This is a genomic window from Halolamina sp. (genome assembly GCF_036626355.1).
Classification (GTDB): domain Archaea; phylum Halobacteriota; class Halobacteria; order Halobacteriales; family Haloferacaceae; genus Halolamina.
The window spans coordinates 1-15976 of record NZ_JAZKRY010000068.1 but is presented as its reverse complement, the minus strand read 5'-3'; the positions used below and the strand labels follow the sequence as shown (position 1 = coordinate 15976).

General features: G+C 61.9%; 20 protein-coding genes. 6 read left to right on the top strand and 14 right to left on the bottom strand.

The annotated features are described in order from the left end of the window. Positions 1 to 193: 193 nt before the first annotated feature. Positions 194 to 847, bottom strand: coding sequence for a ribonuclease HI family protein (locus V5A38_RS11110; protein ID WP_332325830.1), 654 nt, complete (start codon positions 845 to 847; stop codon positions 194 to 196). Between the two features lie 966 nt (positions 848 to 1813). Between V5A38_RS11110 and V5A38_RS11105 the strand changes: the two genes are divergently transcribed. Then, positions 1814 to 2140 carry a hypothetical protein gene (locus tag V5A38_RS11105; RefSeq protein WP_332325826.1) on the top strand — a complete coding sequence of 109 codons (327 nt, stop codon included), beginning with the start codon at positions 1814 to 1816 and terminating at the stop codon, positions 2138 to 2140. A 651-nt stretch (positions 2141 to 2791) separates the two neighbouring features. Here the strand turns inward: V5A38_RS11105 and V5A38_RS11100 are convergent. The 3 genes from V5A38_RS11100 to V5A38_RS11090 form a co-directional block, all read right to left on the bottom strand. Beyond that, the gene (locus V5A38_RS11100) at positions 2792 to 3208 is read right to left on the bottom strand and encodes a PIN domain-containing protein (protein ID WP_332325825.1); all 417 of its coding nucleotides are present in this window, start codon (positions 3206 to 3208) and stop codon (positions 2792 to 2794) included. 9 nt (positions 3209 to 3217) lie between these two features. Next, positions 3218 to 3448, bottom strand: a complete 231-nt coding sequence (locus tag V5A38_RS11095) for a hypothetical protein (RefSeq protein ID WP_332325824.1) — start codon at positions 3446 to 3448, stop codon at positions 3218 to 3220. 419 nt (positions 3449 to 3867) lie between these two features. Next, positions 3868 to 4410: a helix-turn-helix domain-containing protein gene (locus V5A38_RS11090; protein WP_332325823.1), complete on the bottom strand. Its 543-nt coding sequence runs from the start codon at positions 4408 to 4410 to the stop codon at positions 3868 to 3870. 131 nt (positions 4411 to 4541) lie between these two features. On the opposite strand from V5A38_RS11090, the gene V5A38_RS11085 reads away from it, so the two are divergent. Further along, positions 4542 to 6815, top strand: a complete 2274-nt coding sequence (locus tag V5A38_RS11085) for a cation-translocating P-type ATPase (protein WP_332325829.1) — start codon at positions 4542 to 4544, stop codon at positions 6813 to 6815. Positions 6816 to 6953: 138 nt separating this feature from the next. Here the strand turns inward: V5A38_RS11085 and V5A38_RS11080 are convergent, their stop codons facing one another. After that, on the bottom strand, positions 6954 to 7160 hold the full coding sequence (locus V5A38_RS11080) for a heavy metal-associated domain-containing protein (RefSeq protein ID WP_332325822.1): 207 nt from the start codon (positions 7158 to 7160) through the stop codon (positions 6954 to 6956). A 377-nt stretch (positions 7161 to 7537) separates the two neighbouring features. Here V5A38_RS11080 and V5A38_RS11075 point away from each other — a divergent pair, with 377 nt between their 5' ends. Further along, positions 7538 to 7783, top strand: coding sequence for an AbrB/MazE/SpoVT family DNA-binding domain-containing protein (locus V5A38_RS11075; protein ID WP_332325821.1), 246 nt, complete (start codon positions 7538 to 7540; stop codon positions 7781 to 7783). Further along, entirely contained in the window at positions 7780 to 8166 is a 387-nt protein-coding gene (locus V5A38_RS11070; RefSeq protein WP_332325820.1) for a PIN domain-containing protein, read from the top strand. Before V5A38_RS11075 ends, V5A38_RS11070 begins: the two co-directional genes overlap by 4 nt. 190 nt (positions 8167 to 8356) lie before the next feature. Here the strand turns inward: V5A38_RS11070 and V5A38_RS11065 are convergent, their stop codons facing one another. The 3 genes from V5A38_RS11065 to V5A38_RS11055 form a co-directional block, all read right to left on the bottom strand. Beyond that, complete coding sequence (locus tag V5A38_RS11065; RefSeq protein ID WP_332325828.1) at positions 8357 to 8623, bottom strand: chorismate mutase; 267 nt, start codon at positions 8621 to 8623, stop codon at positions 8357 to 8359. A 20-nt stretch (positions 8624 to 8643) separates the two neighbouring features. Beyond that, positions 8644 to 9534, bottom strand: a complete 891-nt coding sequence (locus V5A38_RS11060; RefSeq protein ID WP_332325819.1) for a shikimate kinase — start codon at positions 9532 to 9534, stop codon at positions 8644 to 8646. An 81-nt stretch (positions 9535 to 9615) separates the two neighbouring features. Then, positions 9616 to 10395 carry a GHMP kinase gene (locus tag V5A38_RS11055; RefSeq protein WP_332325818.1) on the bottom strand — a complete coding sequence of 260 codons (780 nt, stop codon included), beginning with the start codon at positions 10393 to 10395 and terminating at the stop codon, positions 9616 to 9618. A 155-nt stretch (positions 10396 to 10550) separates the two neighbouring features. Here V5A38_RS11055 and V5A38_RS11050 point away from each other — a divergent pair, with 155 nt between their 5' ends. Next, the gene (locus tag V5A38_RS11050; RefSeq protein ID WP_332325817.1) at positions 10551 to 10832 is read left to right on the top strand and encodes a DNA-directed RNA polymerase subunit L; all 282 of its coding nucleotides are present in this window, start codon (positions 10551 to 10553) and stop codon (positions 10830 to 10832) included. Between the two features lie 151 nt (positions 10833 to 10983). On the opposite strand, the gene hisF is transcribed toward V5A38_RS11050, so the two are convergent. Continuing rightward, positions 10984 to 11799, bottom strand: a complete 816-nt coding sequence (hisF, locus tag V5A38_RS11045; protein WP_332325816.1) for an imidazole glycerol phosphate synthase subunit HisF — start codon at positions 11797 to 11799, stop codon at positions 10984 to 10986. A gap of 207 nt (positions 11800 to 12006) precedes the next feature. Here hisF and V5A38_RS11040 point away from each other — a divergent pair, with 207 nt between their 5' ends. Continuing rightward, positions 12007 to 12141: a hypothetical protein gene (locus tag V5A38_RS11040; RefSeq protein WP_332325815.1), complete on the top strand. Its 135-nt coding sequence runs from the start codon at positions 12007 to 12009 to the stop codon at positions 12139 to 12141. 56 nt (positions 12142 to 12197) lie between these two features. On the opposite strand, the gene V5A38_RS11035 is transcribed toward V5A38_RS11040, so the two are convergent. The 5 genes from V5A38_RS11035 to V5A38_RS11015 form a co-directional block, all read right to left on the bottom strand. Then, positions 12198 to 12641: a DUF5796 family protein gene (locus V5A38_RS11035; protein ID WP_332325814.1), complete on the bottom strand. Its 444-nt coding sequence runs from the start codon at positions 12639 to 12641 to the stop codon at positions 12198 to 12200. A 96-nt stretch (positions 12642 to 12737) separates the two neighbouring features. Next, positions 12738 to 13529, bottom strand: a complete 792-nt coding sequence (locus V5A38_RS11030; protein WP_332325813.1) for a DUF5803 family protein — start codon at positions 13527 to 13529, stop codon at positions 12738 to 12740. 10 nt (positions 13530 to 13539) lie between these two features. Continuing rightward, a complete protein-coding gene (locus V5A38_RS11025) occupies positions 13540 to 14220 on the bottom strand; it encodes a DUF2110 family protein (protein WP_332325812.1) in 681 nt (226 codons plus the stop codon). Further along, a complete protein-coding gene (gene tfe / locus V5A38_RS11020) occupies positions 14220 to 14741 on the bottom strand; it encodes a transcription factor E (RefSeq protein WP_332325811.1) in 522 nt (173 codons plus the stop codon). The genes V5A38_RS11025 and tfe overlap by 1 nt, the downstream gene beginning before the upstream one ends. Before the next feature lie 602 nt (positions 14742 to 15343). Beyond that, complete coding sequence (locus V5A38_RS11015) at positions 15344 to 15901, bottom strand: tRNA (cytidine(56)-2'-O)-methyltransferase (protein ID WP_332325827.1); 558 nt, start codon at positions 15899 to 15901, stop codon at positions 15344 to 15346. Between the last annotated feature and the right edge of the window lie 75 nt (positions 15902 to 15976).

Sequence of the window (15976 nt, the reverse complement as noted above, 5' to 3'; positions counted from 1 at the left end):
TCGATGACCTCACAGTCCTCAGCGACCAGCTGTTTCTCAGAAACCGTGACTTAGGTAAGTTTCAACAGCGCCCTCGGAACCCAACTCGCAGTCCAAAAACTGGATTCAGGCGTTCGCATTCGCACACAATCGGCGTTTCTGCACACCCCCACTACTGACTGTGAACTTCGAATCCTCAAGCCGTGTGGCTCTACTACCCGTGTCCGAACGCCGCGATATCGGCACCCACCGTCGCCAGCGCATCGGCGGGGTTCGGGTCACTGTCGGCCAGATGTGTGTACCGATGCTCCGGGACCCTCGACAGCGCCGCCGCGACGGCCTCGCTGTACGTCTCGACGCCCGATTCCGTGGGATCCTCCCCACCCCAGACGTCCCGGATGACGGTCATCGAGTCGATCCGTACCTCCAGACTGCGTGGCTCGTAGCGGGCCAGCAGTTCGGAGAGCCCGAGCTGGAGGGCAACGTACTCGGCGGTGTTGTTCCCCGTCCGGGAGCCGACGGGGCGGCCGAGACGGGCGAGTTGGGTCTCTTCAGCGTCCATGATGACGGCGCCCGCACCCGCAGGGCCGGGGTTGCCCCGTGAACTACCGTCGACGTAGAGGACGAAGGTGTCGCCAGTCGGCTCGGGGACGGGTGGCTGGCTAAGCCCCGACGCCAGCAGGCGTTCGAGCGCACAACGCAGTTCGGCCGAGGATGTTCCCGGGTCGAACAGGCCGCCATAGCCAGGGACGGCGTCGTCGATGGCGTCGATGGCGACCGCTATCTCGTAGCCGACGCGTGCGAGCACTTCGTCGACCAGCGTGGCAAGCGGTGTGAGATGTTCGGCCGGCAAGGGGTCGTCGGTCACGCCATCGCCCTCTTCGGGCTTCGGCTCTGGGGCCTCACACCATCGCTCCTGGATGGATTCGTCGGCTGGTCGCACCACTGCATACAGACCCTCCGTGGTCGAGCGGGATAATCCCTTCAGGTGGCACGGGTTGGGAATCGTCTCGAACGTTCATCGAGAAGAGAAGAGTGACCATGTGCAACGGCCAGTCGTCCGATCCCAGCCACTATTGACACCCTCACACGCTTTCAGCCGTGGGAACCCTCCGGGGAGATGTTGGCGATACCGCACCCACCGAGGCAAGGTTCCCCGTCCGAGTACCCTGGTTCCTGCACTCCTCGTTGCGACGTGCCCTCTCGGGAGAGCGTGATACCTCCGACCCCTCCCGCATGGAGCGCACTAAGCGTGCCATCGAGCCGACCTCCACATTCGTGCCAGCCTGCCGTTCCAGGAACGTCAGCGACGCCCCGAGGCTGGCATGCCCCTCGCCGCAGTGATAGTGGAACAGGTCGCCAACCCGTTGTCCCCGAGCACCCTCGTCACACGGCGGACACGCTACCGTCGTGTACGCTACTGAGATGCCTTCGAACACGTCATGCCGTACTCCTCAGCGGTCGTGGCGAGTGGGTCGGTGAACGAGCGGAACGCCGAACCTGGGGGCTACTCGTTCACCGCTGGACTGATTATCGGGACGACATTCCCCTTCAGAATGGCGGGAAACGAGTCCCTGACAGCAGTTCGTGATGTGAGCGACGCTCCGAACCCAGTCACGACTGCGCCGACAGTAATCCCTCCGACGCGAAGCTAAAATACGTTTAAACAGCTCTGGTGAATACGGCGCACGTGTGTCTCACCACTCGATTGTGTGTTCGACTCCAGTTGAACTACCAGGGGAATTAGTCGCCGGTGTCGGTGACTATGGGGGAACGGCCTCCCGCAGCGGTATTCGTGTCCCGAAGTTATACGCGTCGAATCCGTACGACAAGCATGGAGACGACTGTAGCCGAACATAACGGACGCATGCTTGCACGGGTCGAGGGTGACGACCGAGTGTTCGAGGTGACGTTCGACACAATCGAACCGACCGACGTGACCCTTCGGTTCATCCGCGATGACGACCGCATCGGGATGATCTACAACGACGACGGCACTGACCGAACGATGGCCCGGCTGACGACGGGACGAGACGCTACCGACTTTATTGGTGTTGAGGTGCCCAAGGAGTTTGTCGCCGAACTCCTCGACGCCGCAGCCGAGACCGGCCGAGTGGCCGATGAAACCGCCCTCGAAGGCTATCGACTACGGGTATTGTAAGCGCCGTCAGCCGCCCCCACTCGGTCGCGCTTCAGGTCCGACCCGTGGATCTGGAGACAACGCCAGTCCTGGGACATCTCACCGTTTACTAAACGTACTTCGATGCGTGCTCTTTGGCACAAGCTTCCGCGTCTTATCACGGGCTCGGACCATTCTCTAGTATCGTGCTTAACGCACTGGGTGCATTGCGGTCTCAGCCAGCCCCTAGAGCCTTGTTCACGCTTCAGGGGCTTAGGTGCGGGATTTTCATGGATTCTCTGTATGCAGCACGCAACTCCTGTCAGCTGAAGGATTCACGGACTATGACTTTCATAATGCATTGGTTCTCCGCCACGTGGGCCCTCTTTGATTCAGTGAACCGGGACGGCTATGGAGCCGTGTCATCTGTCACCGATTGAGGAACGAAAGAGCAACTGCCGGAAGAAGAATCAGTCACCCGACCGACAAAGGAGGGCCTGATATCGTCGAATTCGGTTACCTGCTTTCGCGTTGCTCCACTTTGTTCAGGTAGCTGAAATCCATGATGGAATCCCGTGAAAATAGTCTCTTGATCCACTCTCGGGACAGCGAATACGGGCGTAACCGACTTCCTATTGCTGCCATATATAAAAGAAAGTGCTCCCTCGTTCTACAGGCTGCTGTTTGGATCGGCTAGAGCGTGTCGAACGAGTCGATCACGTTGCTCGTCGAGTGGGCCTCGATGACATCCTGTTCCTCGAAGTCGGAGTCGTCGCTCCAAATGTCGGCATCGGTAGCGAGGGCACACGCCACGTACAACACGTCGTCGGGATCAGTGTCGCCGATTGCCGCGTCGGCCTCCTCGATATACGGATAGAACTCGCTGGCGGGAACGACTTCGATATACTGGAAGAGGAGGTCGATGAACTGTGCGACTCGATCTGGAGTCATCCCTGACTTCTCGACGATCAGCTCCTCGTAGTTCCCGATTTCGTCGTGGACGAACTCGGGTGTAAAGAGATCGGGTTCGAGCGTAACGATGAGTTCGCGGGTTTTCGAGTCAGCGATGAGTGCGGAGATGACGACGTTGGCATCGACGACCAGCTTCATCCGTCGAGATTACTCCGACTCTTCTTCGACGCGTTGGCGTGCGCTCTCGTTGATTTTGTCAGCGATTTCGGCGACGTCACTCTCGGTGAGTTCGCTCTTGGACGTCAGCTCGTCCATCACGTCGAGCGTCTCGATCTTCTCTTGGATAGCCTGGCGGGTGACCTCGCTCCAGTTGATCTCCGGATGTTCCTCCATCCGCTCTTTGAGGTCGTCGTCGACGTTGACCGTGATACTGGGCATACAGAAAACTATGGTAACACAGAATATTGTGTCTTTGGGTGAGAACAGTATCGAGGTACGGCAGTTAATCACGTGCCACGCTCTCGCCGGCGCTGCGCGTATCGACAGGGTCGTTGACGGGATGAGATTCCAGTCTTCCGGTAGCTCACCGACCCCGACAGAACGTGAAGTTGTCTCCAGAAAAGAATCGGCGCGCCTATATCAGCGATAGAGAGCCAAATGCGCTCTTTTAGAGCGCTACCGAGACTCGCGCTGTTCCACTTTGTTCAGTTCAATAACTCACGTAACACAATTGTGTGTACTTTACCCGTATCCGAGCACCCCTTTTGTAGCAGTTCGGTCGAAATATTTGATCTCAAAACGCCAACCCGAGGTGTTGCGTGAGCTGAGGCGATCCCCACGCGACTATCGTCAGTCGGTCAAAGTAGATCATCCAACGTACCGTCCTCGCTCAACTCGATGAGGCTGCGGTTGAGTAATTCACGGAGAATGAACTCCTCATAATGTTGGGTCTCACAGTATTCACACGGCTTCATCTCCTGAGCAACCTCTTCAATTTCGTCCCCGTGTTCGGCATACAGGGTCTCGACGAGCGACTCCAGCTCGTCGGTTGCAGTCGCCTGCGCTAGGGCGAGCTCCTCCCCGGCGTCGTCAGGGAGATCATAGGAGAAGACGCGTGTATTCGACTTGTAGTATTTCCGTGTCCCACCGCCGGCCTCCTCCAGGCGCGCTATCTCCACCATCCCGGCATCCTTCAGAACGTTCACGTGGTGACGTACCGTCGTCTCGGCCTTCTCCTCCCCACGTCGTGCCAGTTCCGCATGAATCTCTCCGATCGTCATCTCCTTATCGACAAGCATATCGAGAATCTTTGCGCGCACGTCGTTCTCCAGGGCTTTCGCCTTCTCTGGGTCGGTCGTCACGACCTCCCGGATCGGAACGTCGGATTCGAGCAGGGCCATCTTGCTATCACGTAAGCCCACAACGATGGTAAGAGTAACGCCACAGATCCTCCCATTGGTATTAAATATTGAGAACCGCTATAATCTTTGTCGTAACGGTTATGGGTGTTCTTGATCAAGGTGAATGTGATATGGGGACGACACAGGAGCAATTCAACGTCGGTGGGATGTCCTGCTCGTTCTGCGCCGAGAGCATCCGCAAGGCCTACGATAGGACGCCTGGTGTCGAGGATGTCGATGTCAGCCTTGCCCACGAAGAAGTCCTCGTCCAATACGACGACGAACAACTCACTGAGGTGGAGTTGAAGGATACGCTCCGCGACCTCGGCTATACCATCCGTGACCCCGACAAGGAGAAACGATTCGAAGAGCAACAGGACGAACTCGCCGATGGTAAGCGACGACTGCTCCTCGCTGGCGGGGCCTCTATTGTCACGGCGGCCCTGATGCTATGGATGATTTTCGTGCTGGGGCGGTTCGAGTCGGAGTCACTCGTGATGGATCTCGTCACGCTCGGATTGGCACTGGGAACGATGTTTGGGCCTGGACGGTACATCATCGAGAAAGCTTATCAAAGCCTTCGGCGGCGCATCTTCAACCAGCACGTGCTACTCGAAGCAGGTGCTTTCGCTGGGTTATTCGGCGGCTTCCTCGGGCTCTTCGTCTTCCCGAGTTTCCCGACCGTCCACTTCTTCGCCGTCTCCGTCTTCATTACCACCTACCACGTCCTCTCGGAGTACACCAGCCTCATCGTCCGCACTCGTGCCTCGCAGGCTGTACAAGGTTTGCTTGATCTCCAGCCCGATACTGCTCGCCGTGTGGCTGCCAACGGTGAGGTGGAGGAGGTGCTTGTCGCCGATCTTGAGGTCGGCGATCGTGTCCGGGTCAAGCCGGGGGAGAACGTCCCCGTTGACGGCGCGGTCGTCGAGGGCACATCGACCGTTGACGAGTCGGTGGCCACCGGCGAGTCTATCCCCGAAGAAAAGACCACAGGTGACCACGTGATCGGCGGTAGTGTCAATGAAACCGGGACACTTCTCGTTGAGGTGACCGCGACGGGTGAGGATGCGTTCCTGAATCAGGTCGCCCGCGAAATCGAGGAGGCTCGGGCGATGAAGCCCGGCATTATCCAGTTGGCTGACCGCATCCTCAAGCAGTTCGTCCCCGCCGTGTTGGCAATCGCTGGCCTCGCGTTCCTCTTCTGGACGATCGTTCCCGCCGTCTGGGTGGGCGGCCCGTTCGGAACCGGGCCAAATGTTCAGCGTGGGGCGTTCGCGGCGCTCGCCGTCCTCGTCCTCGGGTACCCGTGTGCACTGGGGATGGCGACGCCGTTGGCGCTCATCAGGGGTGGTGGAAAGGCCGCGAAGCACGGAATCCTGATGCGCTCTGGTGATGCCTTCCAGATCTTCCCTGACGTCGATCACATCGTGTTGGACAAGACCGGTACAATCACTGTCGGCGAACCTGCCGTCAGTGAAGTAATCTCCCTTGACGGCGACGAAACGGACTTGCTAGCGACCGCGGCGAGCGCTGAAGCGTTCAGCGAACACCCGCTTGCCGACGCCATCCTCGACCATGCAGAGGAGCGCGGGGTCGAGTATGGCGACCCCGAGGCGTTCGACTCGGTAACTGGTAAGGGCATCCGGGCGACCGTCTACGGCGACGACGTGCTCGTCGGGAAGCCGGGCTGGCTCGCGGAAGAAGGGGTTGACCTCTCGGGGGCCGGCGACGCTATCGAGCGGCTCCAGCGCCGCGGCCTCACAGTCTCTGGGGTCGTCCGCGACGGTGACCTACTCGGTCTAATCGGCGTCGGCGACGAAATCAAGGACGATGCCAGCGAGACTATCCAGCGGATGAAGGACGCCGGCGTCACGCCCGTGATGATCACCGGCGACAACGAGCGCACCGGGCAGGCAGTCGCCGACGAGGTCGGTATCGACCGGGTGATGGCTGACGTTCTGCCGGACGAGAAGCGTGCGGAGATCGGTCGCTTGCAAAGCGAGGGTCATCGCGTGGCGATGGTCGGCGACGGCATCAACGACGCGCCTGCCCTGACGCAAGCCGACATCGGTATCGCCATCGGTGCAGGAACGGACATCGCTATCGAATCCGCCGACATTGTGTTGATGGGCGAGCGGCTCGGTGGAGTGATGGACGCGTACGTGATTGGCGAGGAAAGTTATCGCAAGACTCGGCAGAACCTCGCCGCTGCGTTCGCATTCAATGGTATCGGGGTGGTTGCCGCAACGACCGGCCTTGTGCACCCAGTGTTTGCGATGATCGCAATGGTACTGTCTGTCTCCGCCGTTCTTGCCAACAGCTTCGCGGGACAACTCCTCTCCGGCGAGGCCGTCAACGCTGACTTCGCAGTAGAAGAGGCTGAAGCAGCGACACCAGCTGACTAATCAGTCACACGATGGCTTCTGTAATCCATGGTAGAAACCAATCCTTCCATCGACCGCCGAATCGTTATGGAAGCACTCAGCGTTACAGGGGCGATTAGACTGCCACGGGTGGATACTCTTTTTCGTAGTGTGGCGGAATTAGGTTACGACGTCGAAGCCCGCCCGCTCAATTGCCGCAGTGATGTCCTCGTCAGCCACATTGTCATCGACGACGACCTCGACGGTCTCAGCCTCGTTATTGGCATCAACGCGGCTTACGCCCTCAATCTTCGCAAGGGCACTCTCGACGGTTTGTTCGCAGCCGTTGCATGACATTCCGGTAACGCCGATTGCCTCTCGCTTCATGCCGATCGGTTGTGTTCCCGCGTCAAAGACAGTTACGATAGATATGATAGTGGTACGAAATATTTTGGTCGTAAAGATACGTCTCCTCATCCAGAGAAATTGAACGGATGCCGGATCATCTGGCACCTGACGTGCTTACAGAAATTGTAACATCGTTCATCGACCGAGAATCTGGAGAACAGCTATCGGAAGGAGATCCGGTAGCCAAACAGGCAGTAAATAGCCTGAAACGCCTGTTTGAAGCTACCCAGACTCACGCTGCTCGACTTTGTTCAAATGGATAAAATCCACCATACATACGATTGAACGTTTTGACGGGTGCCACCAGCTAGACGCTAGTGGTAAGATTCTTTGTCCATGGTAACGTAGTCGCATCTATGTCAGCAGAAACGGATGGACAGGGACGGCTGTACATCCCAAAAGAGGTGCGCGAGAAGTACGGCCAGAAGTATCACATCGTTATGTACGAGGACAGAATCGAGTTGATTCCGGTCGCGGACGACCCACTTGTAGCTGTCCGCGAGGCGGCAGGCGAACTGCACGATGCATCAGTCGAGGAAATTCGAGAGGACATCGAAGCGGAGGCGAAAGACGAGGCTGAGGAAGCCGGCGGCGACGGATGACGGTGTACGTCGAGACGGATTTCCTGCTCGCACTCGCCAAAGACACTGATTGGTTGCAGGGCTCCGCTGAGGACGCCCTCGGCGAGTACGACGTCGAAACGTCACCGTTCTCGTACCTCGAACTACTCCTCGCCCGAGAACGCTACGAGTTCGATTACGTTCCGCTGGTGGCGAACCTGCTCGAACTCGTCCCTGCTCGGAACGAAGAAGAGAAACAAGTAGTGCTGAAAGCTGTCAACTACTACGACGAGGGAATGACGCCGTTCGACGCCTTCCACGCGGCGACTGCGGAAACGCGAGAGATGGACGTACTCTCCTCCGAGAAGGACTACGAAGATATCGAGGTAGAACGAGTCCCACTCGAACCGACCGACGAAGAATAACTTCGGCTTGCGGATAGAGTACCAGCTGAACGAAGCGTAGTACTCGTAACGGTTGTCGTGGCCGCGTGTGCAACGGACTTGTGTCGACCCTTCCGGCTGCTCATCAAGTCTGAAATTTCGGGTGACGTCGAGAACTGATTCACATCTCACTAATACGAAGGTAGATGCCATCTAACAGCCGTTCTCACGTCTATCGACTCTCTCGTTGCTCCACTTTGTTCAGCTCGATCAGCAGCCGGAAGATCGCCTTCACCAGGTTCGAATCCACGTCGAACCGTTCGGCGTTCTCGCCGGCACGCTCCATCACCGCCTGCTCCTGACTTTCGTCGGTCGTTGGCAGTCCCTGTTCCGCTTTCACGTCGGCGATGGTGTCGGCGACGTACGTTCGCTGGGCGATGAGCTCGACGAGCTCCTTGTCGACCTGCTGTATCTCGTCGCGCAGTTCCTCCAGGCTCATATTGTCGGGTGTCCGTTCACTCACAGATATCCTCCTCCGTCGTTCCGCGTCGTCGTCCGCAACGTCTCACCGGGTCGCTCGCGCCACTGTTCTTCGACGATATCCAGCCCCGCAGCGTCGCCGATGGCGACGATGCTCGGCCCCGTTCCGGAGAGCGAAACGCCGTCGACGTGGGGCATCGCCTCCACTGCGGGGTCGGCCGAGAACCCCAGCGCCGCCGAGAACGCCAATCCGTTGACTGTCATCGCGCGGCCGTACGCGCCGTCGAGTGCGAGCTCCTCGACCAGTTTGGCTATCGGCGCCACCAGCCCACAGCGCTCGGCGTCGGCGTCAGCCGAGTAGGCTCGCTCCGGCGGGATCCAGACCAGCGCCTCGTGGTCGAACTCCTCCCGAACCAGGAGGGCGTCCTCTCGGTTGTCGGTGACGGTCACGCCCCCGAACATCGACGCGCTCGCGTCGTCGAAGGCGCCGGTGACGGTGACGCCCACGTCCCGGGCGGCCTCGACGCCCAGCCGGCAGGCCTCGATCGGCTCGACCTGGTCGCGGGCGTCGAGCGCATCGACCGTGGCGAGCATCGTCGCGTTCGCCGCCGCCGAAGAGCTCTTCAGCCCCGCCGCGGTCGGTACGTCGCTCTCGGTCCGGACCGAGGCGCCGACAGTGACCGTCTCGCTCACGCTCGTATCGAGGCCGGCGCTCGGCCCCCAGCGCTCGAGCGCCAGCTCCACACAGCGCTCGATGAGCGCGGTATCCGCGTCGGGTTCGCCGGCGATCTCGCCGGTGACGCCGTCGCCGCCGAACGCCAGCTCCACCGTGGCGCTGGTCTCGACGTCGAGGGCGAACGCCGACCCGGTGCCGGTCGCGAGCGCGTTGAGAACCGTCCCCGCGCCGGGGGCGGCTGCCTGTCCGTCCATATCCGAACGGCCGGGAGTGGGATGCTTGAACCTGATGGTCGGGGCTATCCAGACCGGTTGGTTGGGACGCTCCTCAGTGGGCTACAGCAGGTGTGCGCCCCTCGTCGACACCCGGGTTCGGGCAGGGAGCACGTCCTCACAGTCCACGGCGATGACCGATTCGCCAAGCATCGCCATCGTGGCGGCGCCCCCGACAGCCCTCACGCGTTTCACGTCCTCGACGATCCGCTGGGTCGGCAGGCTCAGCGCCTGTGCGAACGGCCAGGAGCGGTCGACCACCTCCCGCAGCGTCGGCGGGTCCGAGAGCGCGTCGAGTACCGCGGCCCCCTCACGCCGTACCATCGCCATCAGTTCCTCGTCGTCGAGCGCGTCCTCCGTCGAGAGCCCGCCGTAGGAGGCGTACTCGACCGGAACGTCGGTCTCGACCCGCTCGCGACCGTTCCCGACGTCGTAGCGCAGCCCGCCCGTGTCCTGGACGTACACGTCACCGAGGCCGGTGCCAGCCTCGACCTCCGCGGCACGCGCGTGCTCAACCAGTTCCTCACGACTGTATCCGAGTTCGAACAGTTCCTCAGCGGCCAGCGCCGTCGCCAGCGTCGCGGCTCCGCTGGAGCCAAAGCCCGCACCGAGTGGAACTTCGGACCGGACGTCGATCGCCGCGGTGACGGCCAATCGGTCCAGTACGCCGACCACCGGCGCGAAAGACGCTGGCTCGCCGTCCACCGTGACAGCCGAGCGATCGGCGTCGTCGACGGCGACAGTGACACCGTCCGAGAGCGCGACGCTGGCACCGCGGGTGCGGGTGCCGGCCTCGTTCGGTGCGAAAACGGCTGTGACGCTTGCGGGGGCGAACGCCTCCATGCGTTTTCAGCAGGTGGGCTCGTAGTTGAACCGTCCGGTTCACAGCGGGTGGCCAAGCAGGCTGGCGTCGCGTCCGGCTCTGGGATGGGAACGGCCGGGGGCACGTCGATACTGGAGACGAAAGAGTCAAACAGCGGCGAGAGGAACCTCGGGGTATGGAACTGCGGGTCATCGAAAAGACCGACGAGGAACTCCGTATCGAGATCGCCGGCGAGGGCCACACGTTCATGAACGTCCTGAAGGGAACGCTGCTGGAGTCCGAAGACGTCCTTGCGGCGACCTACGACGTGAACCCCGAACAGTCCGGCGGCCAGACCGAGCCGATCCTCTCGATCAAGACTGAGGGCGCCGACCCCCTCGATGTGCTCGAGGCTGCTGCCGGTGACGTGAGCGAGAAGAGCAAAGACCTCCGGCAGGCGTTCGATGCGGCGGCCTGAAACGGCTTTCTGATACTGCTGTGTTCGGTGGTGATGTCCGTCGTCGCCGATCGCCGGATGCGTGAGAGATTCGCTGCAGGATTGTTCGTCGGGGGACTGTTGGGCTATCTTTTCGGGAGAGTGCTCGCCTGGAGCGAGCTGTTCGCCGTCCTCAGAGCCGAACGGGGAGGCCGCGCTCGGCCAGATACTCCTTCACATCCGAGATGCTGTACTCGTCGTAGTGGAAGATGGAGGCCGCCAGGCCGGCGTCGGCGCCGGCCTCGGTGAACACCTCGTACATGTCTGCCGGCGAGCCACAGCCCGAGGAGGCGATGATCGGCGTGGAGACGGTCTCGGAGATGGCCGCCGTCAGCGGCACGTCGTAGCCGTTCTTGGTCCCGTCCTTGTCGATTGAGTTGATGAACAGTTCGCCGGCGCCGCGCTCCTCGGCCTCCTCGGCCCAGGCGACAGCGTCCATGCCGGTTCCTTCTCGACCGCCTTTGACCGTCGCCTCGAACCAGCAGGACTCGCCGTTGACACGCTCGTAGTGTTCGCCCTGCTCGTCGTAGCGGCGGCGGGCGTCGATGGAGATGACGATACACTGGGAACCGAACGCGGCGGCGCCGTCGTTGATGAGCGATGGCTCGGCGATAGCACCGGAGTTGATGCTGACCTTGTCGGCGCCGGCCCGCAGCGTCTCCTTGATGTCCTCGGTCGTCCGGATACCGCCGCCGACGGTCAGGGGGATGAACACCTCGTCGGCCACGGCCGAGACGGTGTCGAGCATCGTCTCGCGGCCCTCGGCGCTCGCAGTGATGTCGAGGAAGACGAACTCGTCGGCGCCGGCCTCGTTGTAGCGCTTGGCCATCTCAACCGGGTCGCCGGTGTAGGCCAGGTTTTCGAAGTTCACGCCGGTGTAAACCGCCGGTTCGCCGTTCTCGTCGGTATCTACGTCGATGCACGGGATGACCCGCTTTGTAAGCGTCATTCGTCGGTTGGGGCGTCAGGGGTGGTGGACATTCGGCGCACGAGTGCCTCTCCGAGAGCCATGCATTTGCACGTTACGGAAGATGGAGAATGCGCCAACAGTCCTAGATACCCCACTTCTCGGCAGTGGTCTCGTAGTCGGAAACACGCCGACACAACCGGTCCAACCGCCGGAAGCAATTTACGGTCCCCGGTCACATGTCCACGCATGGTCGACACCACGGAACGCGACGGAATGACGTGGTTCCGGTGTGAGAAATGTGGGCTGCTGTTCGATAACGAGTCGGATGCCTCCCAACACGAGGACAACTGCGCCAGTGACGACCCGTCGTATCTGCAGTAGCCCCAGTCAGGGGACACGACGGCTAACGGCCGACCCGTCGCGCTGCGGGACCGGCGTCAGTCCGCCGCTTCGTCCTCGTTGACCAGTTCGAAGCTCTCCTCGCCCCAGTCGTCCTCGACGAAAACGAACACGCGGCCGCGGGCGACATCCGGATCGGCCTCGACTTCGGTTCGGTTGCCGCCGATTCTCCTGACGGTGACGCCCGGGAACAGCTCTTCTTCCTCACCTTCAGTCAGGATGAGTCGGCCGACGCCCGTGCTCTCCAGGATATCGTCGTGGGTTTTGCGGTCGTTCACGTAGAGCATCACGCCTTCGCTCTCGGTCGGGTCGGTCACAAGGACGTGACACTCCTTGCCGGGCCCAGTGCGCAGGGTTCCGGTCTCGACGGTTGGCGGGCCGCGGTAGAGCGTTGTCCGCCCGTCGGTGTACTCGACGACGACGCCCTCCTCGACGAGGTCGACGCCGACGGTGCCGGGGGGGACGTCGTTCCTGTTGGACATAGCCGTCTTATCCGCCGCGCGGGCAAAAGAGCCGCGTCACGCGATTGACGGTCGCCCCTTCGGTGGGACCGGCAGGCGAGGCCCGGGCCACCCCGCTCAGCCAAGCCCTGGTGGCGGCTCGTCGCCGTCGTCATCCACGTCGACGTCGAGCCCCATCGATTCGCGCCGCTTGCGGAGCTCCTGGATCCGCCTGCGGTAGTACAAGAGGCCGCCCACTGCGACGAGGGCGAGCCCCCCCGCGAGTGCACCGAAGACCTGGATATCGCGCTGGATGTAGTACCGCACCAGAATCGAGGGCGCGGTGACCTCCTCCCAGTAGAGCTGGATACGGTTGTCCACGAGGCGTTTCTCGTCGGGTCCGGGCACAACTTGGCCGAACAGCGGCACCTCAGCCCGGCGGTTCTCCGGGAGAATAACGGTGTAGGAGCCCTCCACGTAAACGGGGAGGCTGAACCGCTTTGGCGTGCTCTCGCCGGCGAACGCCACCTGTCCCCCGTCGGCTGGGGGCTCGACCACCAGCTCGTTGTTCGCTGTGTAGAGGTCGCCGCCGTGGGCCTCCAACTCGGTGCCGTTGATCACCGTGCCGTTCGGGTAGCGGTAGCGCAGCGAACTGATTGTTAGCGGCGATTTCGTGCCAAACGCACTCGTTTCCGAGAGGTTCAACTGGTCGCCGAACCCCTCGGCTGAGGCGTCGTACACTGCTCGGAAGGTCGCCTGTTTGGTAATCGTGATGCGGACGTCAGTTTCAGGATTCCACGAGTACGCGGACCCCGGCGGCTCGTCGAGCCGCGCCGCATCGGTCGGCCCGCCACCGGTGAGCGAGCCGAGGCAGCCGCTCATAGCGACGAGCCCGACCAACGCAAGCAGTGCGAGCGTCCGCCTCTTCATCGGTCTCCCATTACGGCACGACGGCTTTGAGCTCGGCGGGAAGATACTCGCCGACGCTTGCGAGCAGTCCAGGCGGGTCGGTCCCCTCCGTGCAGACGACACTTTGCTCCAGCAGCCCCAGGCGTTCGACAGTGATGATGTCCTGGGCGTGGCCCGCGCGGTTGATCGTCGCCCGCACCTCGCCGCGGGTCGAGGAGTTGACGTTGAGCCGACCGCCGTCTCCCTCGGCGCGCGTCCACTCGTAGAGCTGGTCTTTCGTCTCCTCGGCCAGTTCGTGGTCGCCGTCGGCGTCGTAGACGAACGGGAGTGGCGTGTGCTGCACGACGCCGAACCGGTCCCGGATCTGTTTGGGGTCACCCGGGCCGAGCCCCAGGTCGTCCCGTGAGACGGGGATGTCGATGCCGGCGTCGAGGGTCCACTCCTCGTTGTTCCAGGACTCCAGCGTACCGACGTACGTTTCGCCGTCGTCGAAGTGGTCGGTCACTTCGCCCCAGCGCTCTCGAAGCAGGTTCTGTGCCACGGTTTCGTCATCTCCTTCGACGGTGACGGAGACGAACTCGTCGCCCCGGACGCCGACGGTCCACTCCACATCGAGCTCTGCCAGGTCGTTCGCTACGAGCGAGTCGAGCGAGTCGAGCGAGCGCTCGCGCGCGTCGCCCTCGACGTAGCATTTGGTCCCCAGAACGACCATCAGGCGGCCTCGATGTTGAGTTCGTCCCGGAGCTCTGCGAGGCGCTTCTCGGTCGCCTCGACCATCCGGGTGTTCTCCATCGCCTCGAGTTGGGTGCCGCATTCGGGGCATTCGAACCCGAACTCCATCGCCTCCTCGAACTCGAAGCGCAGCGAGCAGTTCTCACAGAGGTAGAACTGGTGGGAGTTCTCGTACTCCAGTCGCCCCTCGAGCGCCTCGACGAGACGGTACATCTCCTCTTCGAGGTTGTCCGGGATGTTCTCGTAGTGGAACGTCCAGAGATAGGTGAGCCACCCCGAATCCTCGTCCCGCACCCGGCGGTAGGCCGCCAGGTCGTTCTCGTAGAGGATGAACAGCGCGCGGCGTACGTCGTTGAGCTCGAGATCGAGCACCTCTGCGAGTTCCTCGTCCGTCACCTCGCCGTCGGGCGGCGCGGCGGCGACGGGCATCCCTTTCGGGCCGACCAAGTCGTGGAGGTATTTCTGGATAACCGGATCCTCCAAGAGTCCCTCAAAAGCCATTAGGTGTAGATTTTCACGGAACGCGCTTCAACGTTGCGGGTGCGGCCTCTGAGTGGGTGGTTTCTGGTTTTGAGTCGTGTATCAGTTTGTTTTCTGCCAAATGAACAGTGATTCGAGGAATCGCGTGATTCTGTGGGCTGGTTGTGAGCGGGGAACTGCAAACGGGATCCCCGAGGAAACGGTATCGGGACCGCGGAGGCTGCTTGGACCCTTGGACAGCCCCGCACGGCACCCACAGGCCACAGCCTCCCCGACCGATTCGGGCCAGCAGTTGCTCGCCACGAGGGCTCGCAGGCTCGGCCCGAGTCCCTTGTGCGAACTGGCCGTCCTGGGGCCGCCCGCACGCGCCACCGCAACCGCTGCGAAACGAACATGGCCCATTAGGGGTGTCCGTCGAGAGGGATGGCTACCGTGCTGGGCTGTGCGGTCCCAGAGTCCCTGGGAACTCCGCAGTGGTGGTCGCGGAGGCGGTCGTCGTCGCAAATGCAGAAGTCTTAGCAGAAACAGAACCCGTCGCGGATCGATAAACCGTCCCAGACCCTGAAGCCGTCCCAGAGAGAGCCTACCGAATACACCACTACCCGTCCAGAAACCCGCCTCACTCACTCCTCGTCGCCTTCGAACTCCTCCGGATCGACCACCTGCTTTCCCGTCTCCGTGGGCACCACGCGGCGGTCGCCGCCCTCCCACTCGCGGTCAAGCTCACGGCCGTCGTGAAGCCGATCCAGAAACACCGCCAGCCCAGCCACCTCGGAGTGCGGTTGGTTCGTCACGCCGACGTTCCAGTCTGCGTGGTCGTACACCTCGAAGGGCACCTTCTCGCCGCCGACGACGACGAGCATCGGCTCCTCGGCGTGGACCGCACGGATGTCGTCCTCGACGTCCTGAATCCGCTCGCCGTACATCGTGAGGTGGACCACCAGCCCCTCCCAGTTCCGGATGGTCGCGCGCTGTGCGTCGCTCTGCTCGACCTCGAATGGACCGCCGAAGCGCTCTGTGATATCCCGAACCGTCTCGACCGACTGGCTGGCGTTGTCCGGGAACAACACGCGATCGGCGCCGAGCGCGCGCGCGGTGAGCCCGACATGGGTCGTCATGCGGTCGTCCCGGCCAGGCCGGTGGCCCAGTCGGAGGACACAGAGCTCCGGCTCGCCTTGCATGGCTGTACTGAGTCCGGGCGCGCGGGTGGCACTTTCGGTTCGCGGGCGTAACGCCGTCGCCGCCCGCGAAATGTT

Excerpts from the sequence above, each read along its gene's own strand:
- V5A38_RS11105 (WP_332325826.1), top strand. The coding sequence starts at position 1,814 with ATGGAGACGACTGTAGCCGAACATAACGGACGCATGCTTGCACGGGTC.
- V5A38_RS11100 (WP_332325825.1), bottom strand. The coding sequence starts at position 3,208 with ATGAAGCTGGTCGTCGATGCCAACGTCGTCATCTCCGCACTCATCGCT.
- V5A38_RS11095 (WP_332325824.1), bottom strand. The coding sequence starts at position 3,448 with ATGCCCAGTATCACGGTCAACGTCGACGACGACCTCAAAGAGCGGATG.
- V5A38_RS11090 (WP_332325823.1), bottom strand. The coding sequence starts at position 4,410 with ATGGCCCTGCTCGAATCCGACGTTCCGATCCGGGAGGTCGTGACGACC.
- V5A38_RS11085 (WP_332325829.1), top strand. The coding sequence starts at position 4,542 with ATGGGGACGACACAGGAGCAATTCAACGTCGGTGGGATGTCCTGCTCG.
- V5A38_RS11080 (WP_332325822.1), bottom strand. The coding sequence starts at position 7,160 with ATGAAGCGAGAGGCAATCGGCGTTACCGGAATGTCATGCAACGGCTGC.
- V5A38_RS11075 (WP_332325821.1), top strand. The coding sequence starts at position 7,538 with ATGTCAGCAGAAACGGATGGACAGGGACGGCTGTACATCCCAAAAGAG.
- V5A38_RS11070 (WP_332325820.1), top strand. The coding sequence starts at position 7,780 with ATGACGGTGTACGTCGAGACGGATTTCCTGCTCGCACTCGCCAAAGAC.
- V5A38_RS11065 (WP_332325828.1), bottom strand. The coding sequence starts at position 8,623 with ATGAGCCTGGAGGAACTGCGCGACGAGATACAGCAGGTCGACAAGGAG.
- V5A38_RS11060 (WP_332325819.1), bottom strand. The coding sequence starts at position 9,534 with ATGGACGGACAGGCAGCCGCCCCCGGCGCGGGGACGGTTCTCAACGCG.
- V5A38_RS11055 (WP_332325818.1), bottom strand. The coding sequence starts at position 10,395 with ATGGAGGCGTTCGCCCCCGCAAGCGTCACAGCCGTTTTCGCACCGAAC.
- V5A38_RS11050 (WP_332325817.1), top strand. The coding sequence starts at position 10,551 with ATGGAACTGCGGGTCATCGAAAAGACCGACGAGGAACTCCGTATCGAG.
- hisF (WP_332325816.1), bottom strand. The coding sequence starts at position 11,799 with ATGACGCTTACAAAGCGGGTCATCCCGTGCATCGACGTAGATACCGAC.
- V5A38_RS11040 (WP_332325815.1), top strand. The coding sequence starts at position 12,007 with ATGGTCGACACCACGGAACGCGACGGAATGACGTGGTTCCGGTGTGAG.
- V5A38_RS11035 (WP_332325814.1), bottom strand. The coding sequence starts at position 12,641 with ATGTCCAACAGGAACGACGTCCCCCCCGGCACCGTCGGCGTCGACCTC.
- V5A38_RS11030 (WP_332325813.1), bottom strand. The coding sequence starts at position 13,529 with ATGAAGAGGCGGACGCTCGCACTGCTTGCGTTGGTCGGGCTCGTCGCT.
- V5A38_RS11025 (WP_332325812.1), bottom strand. The coding sequence starts at position 14,220 with ATGGTCGTTCTGGGGACCAAATGCTACGTCGAGGGCGACGCGCGCGAG.
- tfe (WP_332325811.1), bottom strand. The coding sequence starts at position 14,741 with ATGGCTTTTGAGGGACTCTTGGAGGATCCGGTTATCCAGAAATACCTC.
- V5A38_RS11015 (WP_332325827.1), bottom strand. The coding sequence starts at position 15,901 with ATGCAAGGCGAGCCGGAGCTCTGTGTCCTCCGACTGGGCCACCGGCCT.